Source organism: Pseudomonas sp. CCC3.1 (genome assembly GCF_034347405.1).
In the GTDB taxonomy this organism is placed as follows: domain Bacteria; phylum Pseudomonadota; class Gammaproteobacteria; order Pseudomonadales; family Pseudomonadaceae; genus Aquipseudomonas.
Window position 1 is genome coordinate 248,076 of the sequence record NZ_CP133778.1, and the last position, 19,748, is coordinate 267,823.

The window sequence follows — 19,748 nt, forward strand, 5'->3', positions numbered from 1 at the left end:
GTCAGGTATCACGATGCAGATATCACCGCCGATGTGCCGAAGCCGATGACTCTGCGGAACGTGCGGAGGATGAGTTCCGAATCCCTCGTTAAGCGAAGCCCTTTAGCATCATCACTGAACCACTGGCACGTCGTAATCTCGCAACTGTATGCCTAGGAAGACTGAGGTGAGGATAAGCAGTTGCAACGTCCAGCGTCCAACTGCGTCGACCCTCCGATTAGCCACGCAGCGTTGATCCCAAAGTCGTGTATATGCCCAAGCGCGCCGATCTGACGCTTGAATGCCCATCCGGGGCGGTCTGCCGCCCAAACACGCCGCTGCCTACGATATGCTTGACGTCCGAACGAATGCGCCCTCCTACGGCCGGGGAATTATGCTAAAAATAAAGATGTATCCCGCCAAAAACGGCGATGCCTTCCTGGTCAATGCAAACGGTACTCACATCCTTGTTGACGCGGGTTATGCCAGCACCTTTAACACCTATATAGCACCTGATCTGGCGTTGATTTCAAAGAATGGCGGTTGTATCGATGTGATGATGGCAACACACATCGATCTGGATCACATCGGAGGCATCATCGAGTTCGTGTCGCGTAACGGCTCGCCGCAGGGTCGAGAGATCATCGAAGTCAAGGACGTTTGGCATAACAGCCTACGTTCGCTCTCGATACAGGCTAACCTCCCCAGCGATGGAGAAGATCGAAAGCTATTAGAGTCCATTCAGAGACGCGGATTTCCATTGGAGCGCGGTCCGGGTGCTAACCCAATCGGCGCGAAGCACGGTATCTCGTTAGCTAAGGCGCTCAGGGAAAAAGGCTATCGCTGGAACACCGGAGATGGAACGGATTGCATCACAAACGATACCCCATACCGCACTTACGCCAATGGTGTTGAGATCAGCGTGATAGGGCCCACTTTGGCTCGCTTGGAAGCACTGCGCAAATGGTGGCTCAGAGAACTACGTCGATTAGGTTTCAGGGGAAATCCTGCTGGCGACGATCTGCTGGACGACGCCTATGAAATATTATGCGCCACGGCATCGGAGCCTGCTACGCCATCCATCCGCCCTATTGCAACTCATCACGCTCGGCGTCTTCAGGAAGCCTACACAGTCGATCCGTCGCCCACCAATGCCAGCTCCATTGCCTTCATCTTGAATGCGTGCGGGACCAAGGCCCTGTTTCTGGGTGATACCCGGGCTGAAGATATGGTGACAGCCCTTCGACAGGTAGCTGCAAATGGCTCTTCTCTGCAGTTCGACGCGATCAAGGTTTCTCACCACGGAAGCCTGCGCAGTACGAATGTCGAGCTTTTATCACTTATAGATGCCCCTGTTTATTTCATTTCATCCGACGGTTCTCATCACGATCATCCCGATTTTGAGGTCTTGGCCGAGATAGTTGATCGCCCGGCCGATTTTGAACGCAAATTGTATTTCAGTCATGAGTCTAAAGCTTCCAGACGCCTGCGAGATCACAGCTCCAGGTCAGGCGCACGGTTCAGCGTCCACACAGAGGCAAATGACTGGATCAGTCTCAAGGAAAGTGATGTATGACAGAAGAAGAAGTGAAGCTTGCCACCTGCCAAATATTGGCTACGGGTGAGTCCGGGACAGGATGGCTCGTCTCACCCGAGCACATCCTGACCGCCTATCACTGCGTTGATTTTTGCGAGGAGCCGGTGGTGGGCGACATGGTGCGCGTTCGCTTCGGTGCGGGTGCTTCTGCCTTTGACCATGAGGCAATAATCTCTGCACTTGATCCCGACCTGGACATCTGTCTTCTTAAACTATCGGTCGCGGCGCTTTGTCGTCCTATCCCGATAGAACTCCATCGTCCGCAGCCAGGCGCTCGATGCTATGCCTTCGGTTACCCAGGGGTGAAGCTGGAACTTGGGCATATTTTGCATGGCATTTTGCAGCAGGTGTTTAGTGAACGGGTGCTCGGGATCGATCTTGACGTATCGGTTCAGACGGGCAGCGAGTTGTCTGACTATTCAGGAATGTCTGGCGCCGCCTTGATGGTAGGTTCTCGTTGCTGCGGATTGCTTCGCGTCAGTGTGGACAGGTCTCTAGGGGCAGTTAGTTTTGTGAATCTGGCAGAGTTCCTAAGGTCCCACGGCGTGATTACAGAACCTGCATCTGACTCCGTTGATGACGTCCACGCCGCTCAAAGGCCAGATTTTGACGAGTTATTGGAATCACGTGTGCTAGCGATGGGTACAGGCTATCTGCTGTTGGACGGCGCCCATGGCATTGGCAAGTCGACCTACTGCCGCAACTTCACTCCGCGGAACGCAACGGTTGACGTTATCGGCGTTTATGCACTTTCGGACAGAAGTCGCGGCTGGACGCCTGCGCTCCAGTCGCAGCCCGAGATCTTTGTAGGATGGTTGGAGTCGTTGTGGTCGTCCAGGGTGACAGGCAGGCCTGCACGATTGGCCGAGCGTCCCTATTCCCAGCTTATACAGAGTACCGCTTCGATACTTCAGGCATTTGCAGATCGCTCTGCGGAGAGTGGCAATGTAAGTGTACTGTTCATCGATGGCATCAACGAAGCCACTGGAGTAAGTGGCGACGCCTTGCGACGCTTTGTGGATCTATTGCCCCCGGTGCTACCGACAGGGATTGTCATAATCATCACCGGTGTTGGTCTGGAGGCACTTACCAGCGACCTTGGCGCTCTCGCCAAAGGCGCTCAGCGACTGACACTTCCAATCCTGGATCTGGACGAGCAGCAAGCGCTGTGTGCGTCCTTGCTTCGGCAAGATCACAACACTGGGCAAATGATCGCTTTTATCTGCGGCCGAGCGCAGGGCCATCCCCTGTATTTGCACTATCTGATCGATATAGTTAACCAAGGCATCCCCGACGACGACCTGCACGCGATCCCGCCATTCACGGGTGCTATCCAGGACTACTACGAGACCATCTGGTCGCAGCTGTTGAACGACCAAGAAGCGGTGAACCTACTCGGAATCATTGCCAGGCTGCGTTGGGGAATAGCGACGTCTGCAATCACGTCGATGCTCACAGCAGCTGAATCAACGGCGTTTGTCCCCACGATGGCCCGTATTCGTCACCTTCTGCGTGATCCTGATAAAACGGAAATTTATCACTCCTCGTTTTCCGAATTCATCGCGCAAAAGACCCTAGCGCTGGACGAATGGATTCAGGGCAGGCTGATGGAGTTTTGCGTATTAACCGCCAGTGCCGAGTATGGGCCGCTGAACAGGATTTACCATGGGCTGTTGGCTGATGCTGAGAGGCAAGCCACGGCATTGAGGGAATGCAAGCAGGAGTGGGTCGATCGATCAGTACTGTTGGGCGCAGAACCCGATCGACTGTTGGGCGATATTGACGACGCACTCGCCGCAGCAGCGCGTCTAGGTACTGCGGCGGAGTTAATTCGCTTGTTGCTTCTCTCTCAGCGACTGACCTTTCGCTACAACACCCTATTCGCGCAGTCTGCGGCCCTGGTTGCCAGAGCGTTGATTGCTCTTGGAGAGACACAACAGGCGCTCCGCCATATTGTACGATACGAGCACTTGATTGTGACGCCTGACGACGCGTTCGCGGTTGTCGTCATGCTTATCCAAACTCAAAGGCTTGATGAGGCACGGGCGCTCATCCAAAAAATCCAAACGGCATTGGCAGCCCTGGCCGACCGCGAACAGAGCCAGGAGGAGTTTCTTGACGTCACTTGTCTGCAGTTGCACCTTATGGCGCTAGTCAAGTTGGCCGGTGGGGAGGCGTACTTCAAACCTTTCCTCCTCAACATCGGACATATTCTGCGTCACGCTCGGAACGGATTTTCCGAAAGCGCAAGAGAAGGCATTACCTTGAGCCTAGTAGGTGACATGCTGGGCGCAGCGCTCTGTTTCGAAGGAAAATATACGCCACTTGCGGCAGTGCCATTGCCACCCGATGCGGATCGACGTCAACGAGTGGTGATGCTACGAAATCTGTTGTCACACGCTCACACCTACGCGTGTGACTACGGTATGACACTCCTTAGCGATAGGCTTCAGTTGGTGCTATCGGATATCGAGGAGCAGATTGACGCACCATTAGCCCCGACGGACACCAGTCTCGCTACTGTCGACGTATTGATTTCAGTGGGAGCCTCACCCGCCTTAGTGACACAATTTGTTAATGGTGTCGCATTGGACCCGCAAGCCCTGCCCCTTTTCACAAAGAACAGAGCGATGCCCGATGAGACTGCGTTTGATGAGGCGTATGTAAGGCTGCGCGCCGGATCTTTTCTGAGTGTATGGAGCATTCCACCGACTCTTCTGGACCATGGAGTTTCAGGCTGGGAAAGCGCACTTCAGTCCCTTGGACAGGCAATCGCCTGGTGTGACGGCACCGCAAGAAGAGCCAAAGTCACTTCGGATCTGGGCGCCTTGGATGAGGTCCGCAGCTTCCTGAATCAGAAGATTTTCCCTGAACTTGCTTTCTCGTTGTCAGTACGCATCACCTGGGAAAACAGCTACTTCATTCCCGAGCATATTGTACCGTTGCTCTACGATCACCTGACCCGGCTCTATGTGGATTGTCTGCCATCCGACGCCAAACGGATGCTTGACCACATGGATCAGGCGTTCAGCACTCAGCTCGGCCTTTACCAGGAGGGTTTCAGAGAGATCTTGCGTTCCTTCACTGCCCAATTCGCCAAAGCGAACTTGGGCGAGGAATTGAATGAGCAACTGTTGGACCTGATGTTTCGCTGGAAGGATTATATTCAGTCGAATGTTCAGAACCGATACGAATTGATTCCTGAAATGCTCCAGATGATCCCTCTGTTCACCCAGCTGGGAGCATCAGAGGAGGCTTTGAGAGTTTATCGGGAAGTGCTCGCAGTATCGATGGGACCAAGTTGGTACAAGGAGGATCAGCTTTCGTTAATGTCAGGGACCCTGAAGGCGTTTCCCCAGTATACGGACGTGTCCGATACAGCGTATCAACAGATCGCCGCGAACCTTGAACGCGCAAGCGGCGAGATGACCTTCCAGCGCTACGTCCGTGCAGAGAAGGGAAACTTCATTGGCGAGCTGTGTCGCCGTAAGCGCTATACGGACGCCATCAGTTATTTCAAACATCAGTCCTGCGGATCCGTGGAACAATTGCTTGAGCAAGCACGCACAGGAGATCTTGATCGAGTATCCGACCTGGTAGGCATGCGTTATCCAGGAGGATCACTGGAAGAGCAGGCATCGCTGCTGGAAATCCTCAAGAACATCCAGGGACATGCAGACTGGCGACTGTGCTGGGCGCTGCTGGAGATCTACCAAAATGGGGATAAGCGGCATCTAGGGGAGTGGGGCGAGGCATACGCGCGCATTGTTCTCAGTATTAATCAGCAACCAACCGACATTGCGTGGGTGACGTCGCGCGTGCAGATCATATGTAATTCGATGAATGCACAAAATGCCTGGTTCATGCTACGGGGCATGGTTCACATCTTGCCAGACTCGTGTGCAGCTCCGTTTAAAGCGATTCTGGAGAAGGTCCAAGGCAACCTTTCCAGGCAACAGCTTGATCGATTGGTTTCCGGGTACGCTGGACGTTATGGCCCGCTGGAAACCAAGAAGCAGAAAACGGCCCCCGATACCGACGAATCTAGCCAAGACCCAAACCTGGATGCTCTTTACCTTCCGGGGACGTTCGGCAAACAGTCCGCCATCACCGAGTCCCGCCGGGCGCTCGATGAGGCAAAGAAACAGTTTAAACGGAAAAATGAAGCGGTAGGCATCAGTGCCTGTCTTGAATCAATCAAAGTGCTACAGTCTGGAGGGTGGTCTGTATGGGACGCCGACGCTAGCACCCGCGAGGCAGTGGCCTTGATAGAAAGTCATACCAAAACCGCTGAGGATCTGACGCAACTCTACGGCCCCTTAGCATTGCAGGAACGATATTCCGAGCGCTGGCGCATCGCGTCTCGCCTGACAGAACTGTTCGCGAGCAAGCTCAATGCGGTGCAGCACGCCAGCGTGACATCGGCGGCAATTGACCATATCAGCCAAATCATTGGCGAAGCATCTGTCGCGCCGTTCACCTACATGGGCGCCAACGATCAGGGCGACCCATCATCGGCAGCGTTCGATCTGATCCTTTGGAGCTTGGATCACCCGAAATGGGAGCGCCGTGACAGCGCGGCTGCCATGTTGCTCTGGCTGCTTCGCTTCGACGACACCTACCTCAAGGAGGTTGCCACGCTGGCATGCTCGATGACTGCTCAGAATCGGGCAGACATCGCGTCCGCCGTACTCGATAAGCTTTCCATAGAGAAGCCAGTTGTGCTCTGGCAGCGGGTATCTCGTTTTCTGGATACTGACCGAATTATTAATGAATGCCAGCATGCGGGCCGTTATGCCACGCTTATTCGAATAGCGGAACGGGCCGCATCACATGAAGAGCTTAGTGCAGCGGCGTTTGCCGGCTCGCTTCGTGAGACATTGGTATCCACATCCTCCGTTGTGAGGGGTGCTGCGCCCGAGATCCCTGCTTACTGGCCGTCTACTCTGGATGCCGTTTGGCAAACGTTGATCGAAACAGGCGCTCTAGATCATGCCACCATACGACGGTTTGAATCTACGCTGGCAACCGTCTGTGCTCCATTGGAGGTATCGGTCGCCCATGAACTTGAAGGGTTGATCGCCAAAGGCTCTCGTGAGTCCGCAACATTTCCTGTCGGTCGCTGGACAGGCAAACTGCGGTATGCGATGAATGTCGCACTCTTCCCCTATGCTGGTGTGGAGTGCATTTTTCAGGTTGAGGCTGCACTGCGTAGCTACAACCCAGCTTCACTGACGGAACCCACCAATGGGCGCCAACTGATCGAAAATCTTACTCAAGCAGTTTTTAGCGCAAACCCACAAACTTACCGTCCTTCTGACAAAGACTGGGTGTATCTCGACTTTAAATTCGTCACCGAGTTTAAGCATCACTCAATACAAGTCGAGCTTGTATCTCGACTCATTCCATCGATGCCCCAAGCAATGCGACCACCTTTTGATAGGTCATTCACATCGGTTGAAATGCCTCATGCCGGGCACGATGCTAGATTAGCCGTATGTGGCCGTGTTCATCCAGTCATGACGCACTTTGGAACGCTGACCCCTGCTGTCCCCACACCTCAGTTTCTGCAACTGCTCGGCGTTGGTTCCTCCGCAACCGTCAGGTATCACTGGCGGGATGGAATCGTTTCGGGATCGACGTCAGGAGGCCGTCAACATGAAGCATCGTTGTTGGCCGTTCGCCGCGGGGCATTCGCACTTCCCCCTGGATGGCGCATAGGATGGGCATTACGTGTGAACAACGACATCGTGGCAACTCTAGACAGGTACTGAAAGTATGGGCCCGAAGATGACGACTATGACCCGACCCGAAACCCGGGTGGAATTTGAAGAGCGCATGCATCTCTATCAGGAGCAAATGCGTTTGGGATTGATGCATTTCGCAGAAGGGCTAGATGCCGAGGAAGACGTGCTAGCCGTACGCACGCTGCCTAATGGTCGCGTCGACTTGCTGAGTATCGATGAATCCGTTCGGGTACAGATCAATACGGCCTATCAGATGCTGAATAAAGACTTCCTAGCGATGGTCAAATTCCCTGACGAAAGGCTAAGTGAGGATGACTGAAGAGGCCCTGATTTTGTAGATAATCAGCAGTCCTTTCTGGTCGTTAACTCCCCGCCGGCATGGCAGCTTTGGGTCGTTTGCTGACGATCATACGGCCAATCAAACCTCCACTTCACACTCCCCCCCAGTGTCCGGACCGACTAAAACCTACACCCACCTTACCTACAAGACACTTGCTGTAGGCGCTGATGAGGAATTGATCCAACTGCTGAGAAATCGCTGACCCAGACAGCCTTAAAGGCTTTGGCCGTTTGTGCTGGCTATCTACCTGTTTATGTTGGGGCAGTCTCGCCCCAGAAGGTGGGGCAATTCCGCATCAGCGCCTACAGATGGTGTTCATCCACAGAAGCGACTCGCCCTGATGCTCGCTCACAAGCTGGATCTGCTTTGCATTTTCGATTCCATGGAGTGGCATCTCCAGTTTACTGATTTCCCACCCCGCGAATAATGCCACGGGGTAGGAAGAGCTATGTGACTCTATGCAAAACCCGCCCCCGTATTAACTGGCCGGGCTGCGTTCACGAAACTCTTCATCTTAAGGCTACGGCATAACCCAGAAACAGACCTCGATGATCGAGCTGTCAGGCAGGCTGGTTTTGACGGTGAGGGTGACGTTATCCGTCGGTGCATTGGTATTGCTAACGCTTTGGAACGTAACGCCAGCTCCTCGCCATACGTTTTGCAGTACGCCGTCAGCGATATTCATCGGCGATTGCATTGGGCCGCAATGCGTCTCGAATTTCTTAACTGCCGCGTTTTTGAGAAACTGAACCGCATTTGCCTGCAGCGGGTAGCTCTTTTCAAAAGTAGACTCATTCTTGATCAGAAAAGTAGCGGTCTGGTCGACGTTGTAGAAGTTGAACTTCATTGCTTACTCCTTGGTTGATGAAGATGTCGGCTGGGCCGGCACTTTGCCAATATGAGTGGATGGGGCGTTGTAGTCCAGCACGGAGATCCACGAAATTGGGGATTTTTTGCTGAAAGCCTGAATAAACATCTACCCCGAAACTACTGACATAGAGCGGTTTTTTTTGGGGGGGGGCGTCGAACGCCCTCGAGTCGGGTAACGACCGGGTACCGAGACCGCATTGGCCAGGGTGATTGCGGTGTTCGGTGCGGCGAAGCCGCACTGCGCTTATCTGTTTGCCAATCGCCGGGCCAATCGCATGAAAGTGCTGGTTCATGACGGGATTGGTGTTTGGTTGGCGGCACGGCGGTTGAACCAAGGAAAATTCCACTGGCCAGGCATTCGACAAGGTTGCGAGCTGGAACTGGATGCCGAGCAACTTCAGGCTTTGGTGCTGGGCCTGCCGTGGCAGCGCGTAGGGGCTGGTGGTGCAATCACGATCCTTTAAAAAGGCTGTAATTAACGCTGAATCTGCTGCCGTAGGTGGTCTGCTTTGGTAAAATCCACGCCATGACTTCCTTGCCCAACCTCGACCAAATGACCCCCACCAACTGCGCACTCTCGCTGCGCAGTTGCTGTCGAAGGTCGACACCATGGGCAGAAAGATTCACCGCGATGAAACAATTATCGGACAGCTGACCCACGAAATCGCGATCCTCAAGCGGCACCGGTTTGCCAAGCGCAGCGAACAGATCAGTCCTGAACAAGGCAGCTTGCTCAACGACCTGCTTAACACTGATCTTGAGGCTATCGCCGCTGAGCTGACGGCACTCCAGCCGGTTCCGGCTCCAGAAGAGGCGCGCCAAAAACCAAAGCGCGCACCGCTGCCGCCACAGTTTCCACGCACTATCATTCATCACGAACCGGAAAACACTCAGTGCTCCTGCGGCTGCCAACTCCAGCGCATCGGCGAGGACGTCAGCGAGAAGCTCGATTACACACCGGGCGTGTTCACCTTCGAGCAACATGTACGTGGGAAATGGGCCTGTCGTCAGTGCGAAGCATTGATCCAGGCGCCGGTGCCAGTCTACGTGATCGACAAGGGCATCCCAACCGCAGGCCTGCTGGCCCATGTGATGGTGGCGAAGTTCGCTGACCACTTGCCGCTGTATCGGCAGGAGAAAATCTTCGGGCGCGCCGGTTTAGCGATCCCTCGCTCAACGCTGGCCCAATGGGTCGGGCAGACCGGTGTACAGCTTCAGCCGCTGGTTGATGCCTTGCGAGAAGCTGTCCTGGCGCAGCGAGTCGTCCACGCCGACGAGACGCCGGTGCAGATGCTTGCCCCCGGACAGAAGAAAACTCACCGTGCTTATGTCTGGGCTTACTGCACCACGCCGTTTTCGGCCCTCAAGGCCGTGGTCTATGACTTTAGCCCGAGCCGTGCCGGTGAGCATGCGCGTAACTTCCTTGGCTCCTGGAATGGCAAGCTGGTGTGCGACGACTTTGCTGGTTACAAGGCTGGCTTCGAAAAAGGCATGACCGAAATCGGCTGCATGGCCCACGCCCGCCGCAAGTTCTTCGATCTGCACGTAGCGAATAAAAGTCAGTTGGCAGAACAGGCACTGCACTCGATTGGCGGCCTGTACGAAGTGGAACGCAAGGCGCGGGACATGGGTGATGAAGATCGCTGGCGAATACGGAAAGAAAAAGCAGCGCCGTTAGCGAAAGCACTGCACAACTGGATGTTGACCCAGCGCGATCTTGTGCCCAACGGATCAGCAACGGCCAAAGCCTTGGATTACAGCCTTAAACGCTGGGTAGCGCTGACGCGCTACTTGGAAGATGGGGCTGTGCCCTTTGACAACAACCGGGTGGAAAATCAAATCAGACCGTGGGCACTCGGACGCTCCAACTGGTTGTTTGCCGGCTCGCTTCGCAGCGGAAAACGGGCGGCGGAGATCATGAGCTTGATCCAGTCAGCGCGCATGAATGGGCATGATCCGTATGCCTATCTCAAAGATGTGCTGACGCGGTTGCCGACGCAGCGAGCGAGTGAGATTGAGCAACTACTGCCGCATCAGTGGGTATCTGCCTGAATCGTGCAACGGCGTACTTACGATTCACCCTCCTCACTAAAGGCGTCATATGTCCGCAACCATTCGCTATGCTGTACCGGAAGATGCACAACTCTTGCCCGCCATTGAAACCTCCGCTGCGCAAGCATTCCGCATGATTGAGGACTTGAGCTGGCTGGCTGATTCGCCTCCCATGTCCATTGAGCGACACCGCCAGCTCATCGCTCTATCGACATGCTGGGTTGCCCTTGATGTCGAAAATCGGCCGCAAGGATTTCTCAGCGCTGAGCGCCACGGTGACGATCTTCACATTTTCGAATTATCGGTCATGCGATCAATGCAAGGACAAGGTTTGGGGCGAAGTCTGGTTGAGGCCGCGAAGGATTATGCTCGCTCAAAAAGACTGCGTTTCGTAACGCTTACCACGTTCAAAAACGTGCCTTGGAATGCACCATTTTACTCGCGGATGGGATTCAAGGCTGATACCAGCACAGATTTGGATCAAAGGTTAGCGGCGATTCTGCACGAGGAGTACAAGCACGGATTCACTCCGGGAAATCGATGCGCAATGGTATGGCCAGTGACTTGAACAGAAAATTTCAGGCACCTACGTTGGTAGCCGTTAAACGTGTATTTGCCGGACGCTTACACACAGATGGCCATTGAAGTTAGACAGTTGCTGCCGTGCCAGTGGGTAACTCCATCGCATTGATCAAATGGGCGTACCCCACTAGATTTCCCATTTTTTCCCCTGTCGTAGGCAAGTTTTTCTTAACCGCGCCAAGATTTTCTTAAAATGTGCGCCGAACACTCAGAAAATGTTAACCGTAAATGGCCGCGCAACCACTATTTTGGGCTTTCCGCTTATTGGTGGTAAGCGTCCCGCAATCACACCTTGCCGCATTGCGCTTTCTGGACGACCTGGGCTTTGAACGGTTTGGGATAAGAGCTACGTTGGCGCATGGAAATCCTGGCGATAAGGGTGAGCGCGCTCGCTTAAAAAAACGCGGACACCATCGTCCTTAATGCTGGAGTTCGGTAGGTGACTTGGCCGGACGGTTACATATCGCATGCGTCAGAGCATGAGCCGGCGAGGAAATTGTTGGGATAATGCGCCGATGGAGCGGGTGTTCAGGAGCCTGAAAACCGAGTGGATACCGAACACTGGCTACACGACGGCCCAACAAGCTCAGCGGGATATCAGCCATTTTTTGATGCACTGGTACAACTGGATTCGACCGCACCAATTTAATGGTGGGCTGCCACCGGCTCAGGCCGAGAAAAAACTTAACGTCGTGTCCGGGATTAGTTGACCACTACAGGGGGCAGCCAAGAAACCTTCGACTACTACGCAGATCTGCCCTGACTCTCTAGCAAACGGAGTTGTAGGGTATTCTACGGGTGGTGAACCGCACTACCGCCCCGGGTTTCGGAGACAACTAAGTATGACCGCTTATGGCCGATTGTGTTGAAAAAGTCGGCTTCGGTTTTCGGGTCAAAAAAGAGCGCATCTGAGATTGAAATCTTGAATCTTCGCAGAGGTTTTCGGGCTTAGATTTCACGTAGCAGCGTGCTAAAAAGGCGCTTTCACCGATCAATGTTCCGGCAGTTTGAGAAAACCGACTTTTTCAACAGAATCGGCCGATTGCAGCCTTTCGTGACAGGCAGAAATCGGCCACAAGCAGCCTCTCGGAGGTATCTACGAAGCTTGAGGCGATTCAGATTTCAAGGCTTTAAAAGAAAACTAGGGGCGCCGCTCTTGCAATAACTGACGGGCGGAATCAGCCATCACCGGAAGAGCGCCGGCCAGCATCAAGAGATCTTTGAGCACTAGGCGTCCTGCACCAGACAGGAATGGAAAGCCATGTTCACCATCACCAAGATCCGGTACCCAGGCTTCAGGTGTGGTGAGCAGGAAGGTTAAGGTCACCAGCGGTGTACCGAAGGCCAGCGCCCCACCAAGCAGACCGGCGCGTCGCGAGATCGGGTTGGAAAGCACCAGCAGACCGATCAGAATTTCTACTACGCCCAGGCCGTTGGAAAAGATGTATGTGTTATTTGCGGTCTGCCAGACGCGCTTTTCCGCATTCAATTCACCCTCGTGGGTCAGGTGTGCCTTGTAATCCTCGGGATGTTCATAAAAAAAAGACATAAACGGGCTGTTGGCGACAAATGGGGTAATGCTATCGGCTTCGTAAGGCGCGAATTTGAGCGCCCCGATCCACAAGAAAACTACGGCGATCGCCAGTCTCATGAGGTGTGTGCCAAGGGTGTCGAGCTTGCTGATGAATTGCAGCCATGTAGTGAATGAAGCGAGCATCAGACTTATCCGAATATTTGGAATGTGAAACCAGTCTGAGGCTTAGCCGCGAGACGCTTTTGTGCGTCATGCTCAAGTTATTGTTCGATCGTCTCAACAAGTGGCTGACGTCTGGATGTATCAGGTAAGCCCCGGCACGTTTAAGTGTGCGGGGCCGGTGGAGTTATGGCGAAAGAGCTATTTTTTCAAGGTGTCGTACGCCTCAAGAGCGCGCAGTGAATAAATATAAGCGGCGCCTGCGTTCAACGAGATCGCAGTGGCCAAGGTCGCAGCCACTTCCTCGCGGCTCGCACCAGCCTTAATGGCCGCATCAGTGTGAGCTGCAATACAGCCGTCGCAGCGTGTAGTGATGGCGACTGCAATGGAGATCAATTCGCGGGTCTTGGTGTCGAGCACATCGTTTTCGGCAGAGGCTTCTCCGAGGGCCATGTAGGCTTTGACCATTTTTGGATTACTTTTGCCCAGCGCGCCGAAAGCTTTCTGGATGGAGGGTAATAATTCGGACCAGTTAATGAACATTGCGGTAACTCCTGAGGGGGGGGGGGGTGTAATGTTTAACCTTGTTTAGTGTATGCCCTAGTCCTATTTTGATTAGTTCGATACGCTCTGTTTTTTCTGCGATGCGCTCAAATGAATTCGATCGACAAGCTCATCAGCCTCGCCAATGTTCGTGGCAGTCTGGATTTACGTTGCCAATTTCAGGGTGACTGGTCCCTGGAGCATGAGCAGGAAGCGCTGGGCAAAGCGCCATACCACGTGGTGCTGTCGGGTGAGTGTCGGGTGGAGCTTCCAAGCGGGCAGCGTCTTTCTATGCGCGCCGGCGACGTTCTGCTCCTGCCGGGTGGTGCGCCGCATGTGCTGCATAGTCCGGGCAAAGCTGTTGCGCCAACATTGGTATCGGCAAAGCGTATCGACGCTGGCATATTGCCCATACATCGCATTGGCGGCGTGAGTGCGGATCTGGACATGCTATGCGGCTGCTTTCACTTCAACCGAACTTCGTTGCTATTTGCTTCATTACCTGACTACCTGTTGATACCCAGCGGCACGCTCCCAGCGGATGGACCATTACAGTCTCTGGTCGATTTATTACGCGGGGAAGCAGACGGCGATCAGATTGGAGCAAAATTTTTGCTCGATGCTCTTTCTCAGGCGTTATTCACCCTGATCCTTCGCGCCCATCTATCTAGCCATGGCCAAGACATCGGCACGCTCGCCTTGCTCAGCGATAAACGTCTGGGCCCCGTATGGCAGGCGATGTTGGCTGATCCTGCGCACGAGTGGACCATCCAAAATCTAGCAGATATCGCGTGCATGTCCCGAGCATCTTTCATGCGGGCGTTCGTTCGTGTGGCTGGTGTGTCGCCATGGGTATTGCTTACGCAAGTCCGTATGGAATTGGCGTTCAGCCTGCTGAGTCATTCGCATCTGGGATTAAAAGATATTGCCTTGCAGGTTGGTTACCAATCGCAGGCGGCGTTCAGCAAAAAATTTAAGGAGGTTTATGGGGCGCCTCCAGGGAGAATGCGCCGCAGAATTTAGAGCTGTCACTTAGGTAGGGGTGACCAGAGATGGCCGTTTTCTGCCTGTTGTGATCGGCGGAGAGCGGCCAAAAGCGGACGATTGCTGGCAGGTATTCAAGCTATGTCCCCAGGCCCTGGGGAAATAGCTTGGGGTTTGAGAAAGCCTGCTTAAGGTGGTCGTACACCAATCGCACCCGCTTCGATACAGGACCCTGCTGCGGGCGGTATATGAACAGATCCCATGGTGCTGGAGCGTGATCAGCCAAAACGGCAACCAGCTTTCCTGACCGCAGATGAGGCTCAGCCAGATAGGCAGGAATTTGGCCAAAACACATGCCTGCCAGGGTGGCTTCCAATTCCGTATCTGGATCATCACAGATAAGCGCTGGCTGCCTGGGCGCGAACGTTTGCCCGTCGGCAAATAGCCAAGGCCAAGGGCGGCCATTTTTCCGGTCGATCAGGACTGAAAGTGGCAGCTTAGCTAAGGCATCCAAAGATTTAGGTGGTGTCTTTTGGCCTATGAGAGACGGGCACGCGACAACGTAAAACGGCACGGGAGCTAAGGCACGTGCAACGTAGCGCCGGTCGCGAATAACCCCCACCCGGATACCAATATCGATATGCGCTTCAACGGCATCAGTCATCTGATCTTCCAAGCGGAGATCGAATTGCAGGTCAGGATGTGCAGCGGCCAGGGGCTGAAGAAACGGTATTAGGAAGCGCCTGCCAATAGCATGTGGAGCCGTAATCCCCACCCTACCTGACAGCTCAGGCTCCGTCCTGTGCGACCGGAATAGCGTATCGAAATGATCCAGAGCTGACCTGGCATCTTTGGCGTAATCCTGACCGAAAGCAGTGATGCTCACCTGGCGGGTATTGCGGTGGAACAGTGATTCGCCAAGCTCAGTTTCCAGGGCTTGAATGGCTCGAGTCACCCCTTGTGGGGAGATGCCTAATCGAGTTGCCGCTTCGCGGAAGCTACCTGCCTCTGCTGCTGTGCAAAAAATCCTAACCATCTCCATGCGGTTAAGCATGTTGCCCCTCCCATTTATTCCATTTTCAGGAATAGCATAATCCAATCATTTCCATTTATTGAGATCAATCATGGGTCTAAAGTTTGCGCACTGCCAGGTTAACCAGCCATGGCGAAGTACAAACCCGCCGATGAGGTTCTCAGCATGAGCAATAACATTTCTGGAAAAGTTGTCGTTATCACCGGTGCCAGTAGCGGCCTGGGTGAGGTTACTGCACGCCACCTTGCTGCGCTTGGCGCTCGCGTAGTGCTGGCTGCACGTCGCAAAGATAAACTCGACGCATTGGTGGCTGAGCTGACCAATGCAGGTGGTCAGGCAATCGCGTATCAGACCGATGTTACCTCTCAGGAAGAGGTCAAAACGCTCATTCAAGGTGCCGTGGACACCTACGGTCGCATTGATGTACTGATCAACAATGCCGGACTGATGGCGATTGCACCGCTCAGCGATACTCGCACTGACGAGTGGGATCGCATGATCGATATCAACATCAAGGGTCTGCTGTACGGAGTCGCGGCTGCATTGCCAGTCTTCCAGAAACAAAACAGTGGTCACTTCATCAACATCGCATCGGTTGCAGGCCTGAAGGTGTTCAGCCCAGGTGGCACCGTGTACAGCGGCACCAAGTTTGCTGTGCGGGCTATCTCCGAAGGACTGCGTCACGAAGTCGGTGGCAGCATCCGCACCACGACTATCGAACCGGGCGCCGTGGACTCCGAACTGAAATTCGGCAGCACCCACCAACAGAGCCGCGATTTCGTGGTGGACTTCTACAAGCATGCAATTCCCGCCGAATCGGTCGCTCGAGCTATCGCCTTCGCAATTGAGCAGCCTGCTGACGTGGATATTAACGAGATCGTTCTGCGCCCAACCGTGCAGGAATTCTAATGAGTTGAGGGCCTGTCTCTTCGGCGTCAGGCCCCGCTTATCTGGAGTGAAAAGCGGTGAGTGCCACATGGCCCGGAAGAAAAGAAGCAAGCGCTCGATGTAGGTGCTGAATGCCCTGCTATTGTTCAGCAGCTTGCAGCTGTTAGTGGGGCTGACAACGGATTGATGGCAACGGTTATGGAGAGCTATCTACGGGAAGAGTTTCCCAGTAGCGAAATCAGGAGCGATTCGCAGAACAAGTCCATTGACGAGACCATCTCCATCGTCCGCTCCTACCTGCGGTAGAGGCACCAGGGTGCCCTCGGTGAGGGAAAATTTAGTTAGCTAGTAAAGGAAGCGACATCATGAAATCACGTGCAGCAGTTGCCTTCGGGCCTGGAAAGCCACTGGAAATCGTCGAGATCGACGTCGAGCCGCCGCGCAAGGGCGAGGTGCTTGTCAGGATCACGAATACCGGCGTTTGCCATACCGACGCCTTCACCCTGTCGGGCGAGGACCCGGAAGGCGTGTTCCCGGCGGTGCTGGGCCATGAGGGCGCCGGCATCGTGGTCGAGGTCGGCGAGGGCGTGACCTCGGTCAAGCCGGGTGACCACGTGATCCCGCTGTACACCGCCGAGTGCGGTGAGTGCCTGTTCTGCAAGAGCGGCAAGACCAACCTGTGCGTGGCGGTGCGCGCCACCCAGGGCAAGGGCGTGATGCCCGATGGCACCACCCGCTTCAGCTACAACGGCCAGCCGATCTACCACTACATGGGCTGCTCGACCTTCAGCGAATACACTGTGGTGGCCGAAGTCTCGCTGGCCAAGATCAACCCGGACGCCAATCCCGAGCATGTCTGCCTGCTGGGTTGCGGTGTGACCACCGGCATCGGCGCTGTTCACAACACGGCCAAGGTTCAGCCGGGTGACTCTGTGGCCATCTTCGGCCTCGGCGGCATCGGGCTCGCTGCGATTCAGGGGGCACGCCAGGCCAAGGCAGGTCGCATCATCGCCATCGACACCAATCCAGCGAAGTTCGAGCTGGCTCGTACCTTCGGCGCGACCGAATGCCTCAACCCGAAGGACTTCGACAAGCCGATTCACGAGGTTCTCATCGAGATGACCGGTTGGGGTGTCGATCACACCTTCGAGTGCATCGGCAACGTCAACGTGATGCGCTCGGCACTGGAAGCAGCACATCGTGGCTGGGGCCAGTCGATCGTCATCGGCGTGGCTGGTGCAGGCAAGGAAATTTCGACGCGCCCGTTCCAGTTGATCACCGGTCGCACCTGGAAGGGCTCGGCTTTCGGCGGGGTCAAGGGCCGCACTCAACTTCCCGGCATGGTGGAGGACGCAATGAAAGGCGAGATCGATCTCGCCCCGTTCGTCACCCACACCATGGGCCTCGACGACATCAACAAGGCCTTCGACCTGATGCATGAAGGCAAGTCGATTCGCACGGTGATCCACTACTGACCGCCCACTACCCATTCAACGCCAACCACCAAGGAAATTAATCATGTCCACTCCTGTCATTTCTGGCGATGGCATCTTTTCGCACATCTTTATCGGCGCTGCCGACCTTCAGAAGTCGGTCGCGTTCTTCGACGCCGCTCTGGGTGCTCTTGGCATCAAGAACCTCGGTCCTTTCAACAACGGATGGGTACTTTTCGGTCGCGAAAAGCCGGCTTTCATCATCGCCCGCCCGGGCAATGGTGAAGCGCCTTCCAGCAACGGCGTGACGATCGGCTTTGCGGCCGCCACTCCCGCTGAAGTGGATGCCTTCCACGCCGCCGGCCTTGCCGCAGGCGGCACTGACGAGGGCCAACCTGGCGCACGTGGTCACCTGCCGGGTGCCTATGCGGCCTACCTGCGTGATCCGGCGGGCAACAAGGTCTGCTCGTACACCTTCGTCTGAAAGCAAGGAAGCTGAGAGCGTTCTGACAGGGTCAGCACAAGCCTCTATTATACGGCGAGCCTGTTAGATGGACTGTGTAACGCGGTGCCTGCTCATGAAGATCGGCCCGCAGCCATGTGTGAAACGCATGGCTGCGGGCATTTGTTTTGAAGCGTGCTTTTCAACCAATGAGAAATGAGGTCGTTAAGAAAGAGCCGGCCAATATCAATACGACGACCGTACAACCCACCCCGACCGCCACCGTGTACGGCATGCCGGCCTATGCCGATCGTGCTGCAGCCGTGGGTGAAGTGCATGCGCGCCCGCATCTGTTGCTTCAGGCCCCCCGCGGTATATTGCAGCTCTCTTTCATGACCGAAGGCGACCAGGCCAGGGATCAGATGGCGATGAGCGAGTTATCTCATCGCTTCGGCGTTGCCGAGCCCGACCACGCTACGCCGCTACACGGCGTGACATGGGATGAGGGAGACCTTCACTGTGAAAAGCACACCGAGTTCTCTACGTATCTCTGGTGCGCTTCGCTGGATTCCAAGACGGGAGAGCCTTGCGGAGAAAATCCCTTCAAACATGGATTTGTTCCTCCGGGCCCGGTCGTATCCGGCATCCGCTTGAGACTTCTTCCGTGGATGCCAGAAACGGAGAAGAAGGCTGATCGCTTCGATCCTGCCAGCCTGTGCTACTCGCTGGTAGAGAACGGCTCTGCCGCCATCTTGACCGACTTCCGACAGGATGAGGATGGCCTGACGCAGATCCTCATCCTTGCTCGTGATTTGACCCCGGCGCGGGCAGGTGCGCTGGCTCAACGTCTATTGGAGATCGAGACGTACCGTACCTTGGCGTTGCTGTCTCTGCCGTTGACGCGATCGATGACGTCGGAGCTGCGACGCATGGAGTCGCGCCTTGCAGCGATCACTGACGAGATGTGTACGAGTTTGGTAGAACGCCGCGATAGCGACGTGCTGCTTTCCGAATTGACCGGTCTGGCCGCCGAACTGGAAGCTGGCGTCGCGGCAAATCTCTATCGCTTCGGCGCCAGCCGTGCCTACTACGAGATCGTCGAGGAAAGGCTGGCTGCGCTTTCAGAAGTGGCCGTATCCGGATACAGCACCTGGGCGGACTTCCTGCAGCGTCGCATCGCTCCAGCCATGCGGACGTGCCAATCCGTAAAGGAGCGCCAGGCCAAGCTCTCCGACAAACTGACCCGAGCCATCGCGTTGCTGCGTTCGTGGATCGACGTCGAACTTGAACGCCAGAACCGCGATCTGCTGGCTTCGATGAACAACCGGGCCAAGTTGCAATTGCGCCTTCAGCAAACCGTCGAAGGCCTGTCGGTCGCGGCAATTTCTTATTACGTCGTGAGTCTTCTCGGCTACCTGCTCAAGGGCATTCCGATCGTTCACGACAGCGTGGCGCCGGTGATGGCGGTTCTGGTACCTGCGGTGATGCTGACGATCTGGTGGATCGTCCGCAGGATAAGACACGCCCACAGCGACACGGCGGCGGAAGAGAAATCTTCCTGACGA

The 19,748-nt window shown here is 55.1% G+C and carries 14 protein-coding genes and 3 pseudogenes; 13 read left to right on the forward strand and 4 right to left on the reverse strand.

Going from position 1 to position 19,748, the window contains the following annotated elements; translation table 11 throughout:
• Window positions 1-373 precede the first annotated feature (373 nt).
• Genes avs1a through avs1c form a run of 3 tightly spaced genes read left to right on the forward strand, consistent with a single transcriptional unit; the run spans window position 374 to window position 7,642 of the window.
• Window positions 374-1,555, forward strand: a complete 1,182-nt coding sequence (avs1a, locus tag RHM56_RS01185; RefSeq protein WP_153390643.1) for an AVAST type 1 anti-phage system MBL fold metallo-hydrolase Avs1a — start codon at window positions 374-376, stop codon at window positions 1,553-1,555.
• The gene (gene avs1b, locus RHM56_RS01190; RefSeq protein WP_153390642.1) at window positions 1,552-7,350 is read left to right on the forward strand and encodes an AVAST type 1 anti-phage system protease Avs1b; all 5,799 of its coding nucleotides are present in this window, start codon (window positions 1,552-1,554) and stop codon (window positions 7,348-7,350) included. The genes avs1a and avs1b overlap by 4 nt, the downstream gene beginning before the upstream one ends.
• Window positions 7,351-7,375: 25 nt before the next feature.
• Window positions 7,376-7,642: an AVAST type 1 anti-phage system protein Avs1c gene (gene avs1c / locus RHM56_RS01195; RefSeq protein WP_178110040.1), complete on the forward strand. Its 267-nt coding sequence runs from the start codon at window positions 7,376-7,378 to the stop codon at window positions 7,640-7,642.
• A gap of 541 nt (window positions 7,643-8,183) precedes the next feature.
• Here avs1c and RHM56_RS01200 read toward each other — a convergent pair.
• Window positions 8,184-8,510 (reverse strand): hypothetical protein, encoded by a 327-nt coding sequence (locus RHM56_RS01200; RefSeq protein WP_153390640.1) that lies wholly within the window; start codon window positions 8,508-8,510, stop codon window positions 8,184-8,186.
• A gap of 211 nt (window positions 8,511-8,721) precedes the next feature.
• Between RHM56_RS01200 and tnpB the strand changes: the two are divergent.
• From tnpB to RHM56_RS01220, 4 genes and pseudogenes are all read left to right on the forward strand, one after another.
• Window positions 8,722-8,997: pseudogene (tnpB, locus tag RHM56_RS01205) on the forward strand (IS66 family insertion sequence element accessory protein TnpB); the annotation flags it as partial.
• Window positions 8,998-9,059: 62 nt separating this feature from the next.
• Window positions 9,060-10,585 (forward strand): annotated as a pseudogene (tnpC, locus tag RHM56_RS01210) (IS66 family transposase).
• A gap of 49 nt (window positions 10,586-10,634) precedes the next feature.
• Window positions 10,635-11,153 (forward strand): GNAT family N-acetyltransferase, encoded by a 519-nt coding sequence (locus tag RHM56_RS01215; RefSeq protein WP_153390637.1) that lies wholly within the window; start codon window positions 10,635-10,637, stop codon window positions 11,151-11,153.
• 475 nt (window positions 11,154-11,628) lie between these two features.
• Window positions 11,629-11,877: pseudogene (locus tag RHM56_RS01220) on the forward strand (integrase core domain-containing protein); the annotation flags it as partial.
• Window positions 11,878-12,308: 431 nt separating this feature from the next.
• Here RHM56_RS01220 and rclC read toward each other — a convergent pair.
• Together rclC and RHM56_RS01230 are read right to left on the reverse strand one after the other, a co-directional pair.
• A complete protein-coding gene (gene rclC / locus RHM56_RS01225; RefSeq protein WP_016779378.1) occupies window positions 12,309-12,884 on the reverse strand; it encodes a reactive chlorine resistance membrane protein RclC in 576 nt (191 codons plus the stop codon).
• Window positions 12,885-13,061: 177 nt separating this feature from the next.
• Window positions 13,062-13,403 (reverse strand): carboxymuconolactone decarboxylase family protein, encoded by a 342-nt coding sequence (locus RHM56_RS01230; protein WP_016779377.1) that lies wholly within the window; start codon window positions 13,401-13,403, stop codon window positions 13,062-13,064.
• Between the two features lie 111 nt (window positions 13,404-13,514).
• On the opposite strand from RHM56_RS01230, the gene RHM56_RS01235 reads away from it, so the two are divergent.
• The gene (locus RHM56_RS01235) at window positions 13,515-14,426 is read left to right on the forward strand and encodes an AraC family transcriptional regulator (RefSeq protein WP_047273856.1); all 912 of its coding nucleotides are present in this window, start codon (window positions 13,515-13,517) and stop codon (window positions 14,424-14,426) included.
• A gap of 100 nt (window positions 14,427-14,526) precedes the next feature.
• On the opposite strand, the gene RHM56_RS01240 is transcribed toward RHM56_RS01235, so the two are convergent.
• Entirely contained in the window at window positions 14,527-15,441 is a 915-nt protein-coding gene (locus RHM56_RS01240; RefSeq protein WP_023082113.1) for a LysR family transcriptional regulator, read from the reverse strand.
• 144 nt (window positions 15,442-15,585) lie between these two features.
• On the opposite strand from RHM56_RS01240, the gene RHM56_RS01245 reads away from it, so the two are divergent.
• From RHM56_RS01245 to RHM56_RS01265, 5 genes are all read left to right on the forward strand, one after another.
• Entirely contained in the window at window positions 15,586-16,329 is a 744-nt protein-coding gene (locus tag RHM56_RS01245) for an SDR family oxidoreductase (RefSeq protein ID WP_031633346.1), read from the forward strand.
• 60 nt (window positions 16,330-16,389) lie between these two features.
• Entirely contained in the window at window positions 16,390-16,614 is a 225-nt protein-coding gene (locus RHM56_RS01250) for a metal-sensing transcriptional repressor (protein ID WP_031633345.1), read from the forward strand.
• A 59-nt stretch (window positions 16,615-16,673) separates the two neighbouring features.
• A complete protein-coding gene (locus RHM56_RS01255) occupies window positions 16,674-17,783 on the forward strand; it encodes an S-(hydroxymethyl)glutathione dehydrogenase/class III alcohol dehydrogenase (RefSeq protein WP_003291553.1) in 1,110 nt (369 codons plus the stop codon).
• A gap of 43 nt (window positions 17,784-17,826) precedes the next feature.
• Window positions 17,827-18,225 (forward strand): VOC family protein, encoded by a 399-nt coding sequence (locus RHM56_RS01260; RefSeq protein WP_047280114.1) that lies wholly within the window; start codon window positions 17,827-17,829, stop codon window positions 18,223-18,225.
• A 167-nt stretch (window positions 18,226-18,392) separates the two neighbouring features.
• Window positions 18,393-19,745 (forward strand): DUF3422 family protein, encoded by a 1,353-nt coding sequence (locus RHM56_RS01265; RefSeq protein WP_322241659.1) that lies wholly within the window; start codon window positions 18,393-18,395, stop codon window positions 19,743-19,745.
• The last annotated feature ends 3 nt before the right edge of the window (window positions 19,746-19,748 follow it).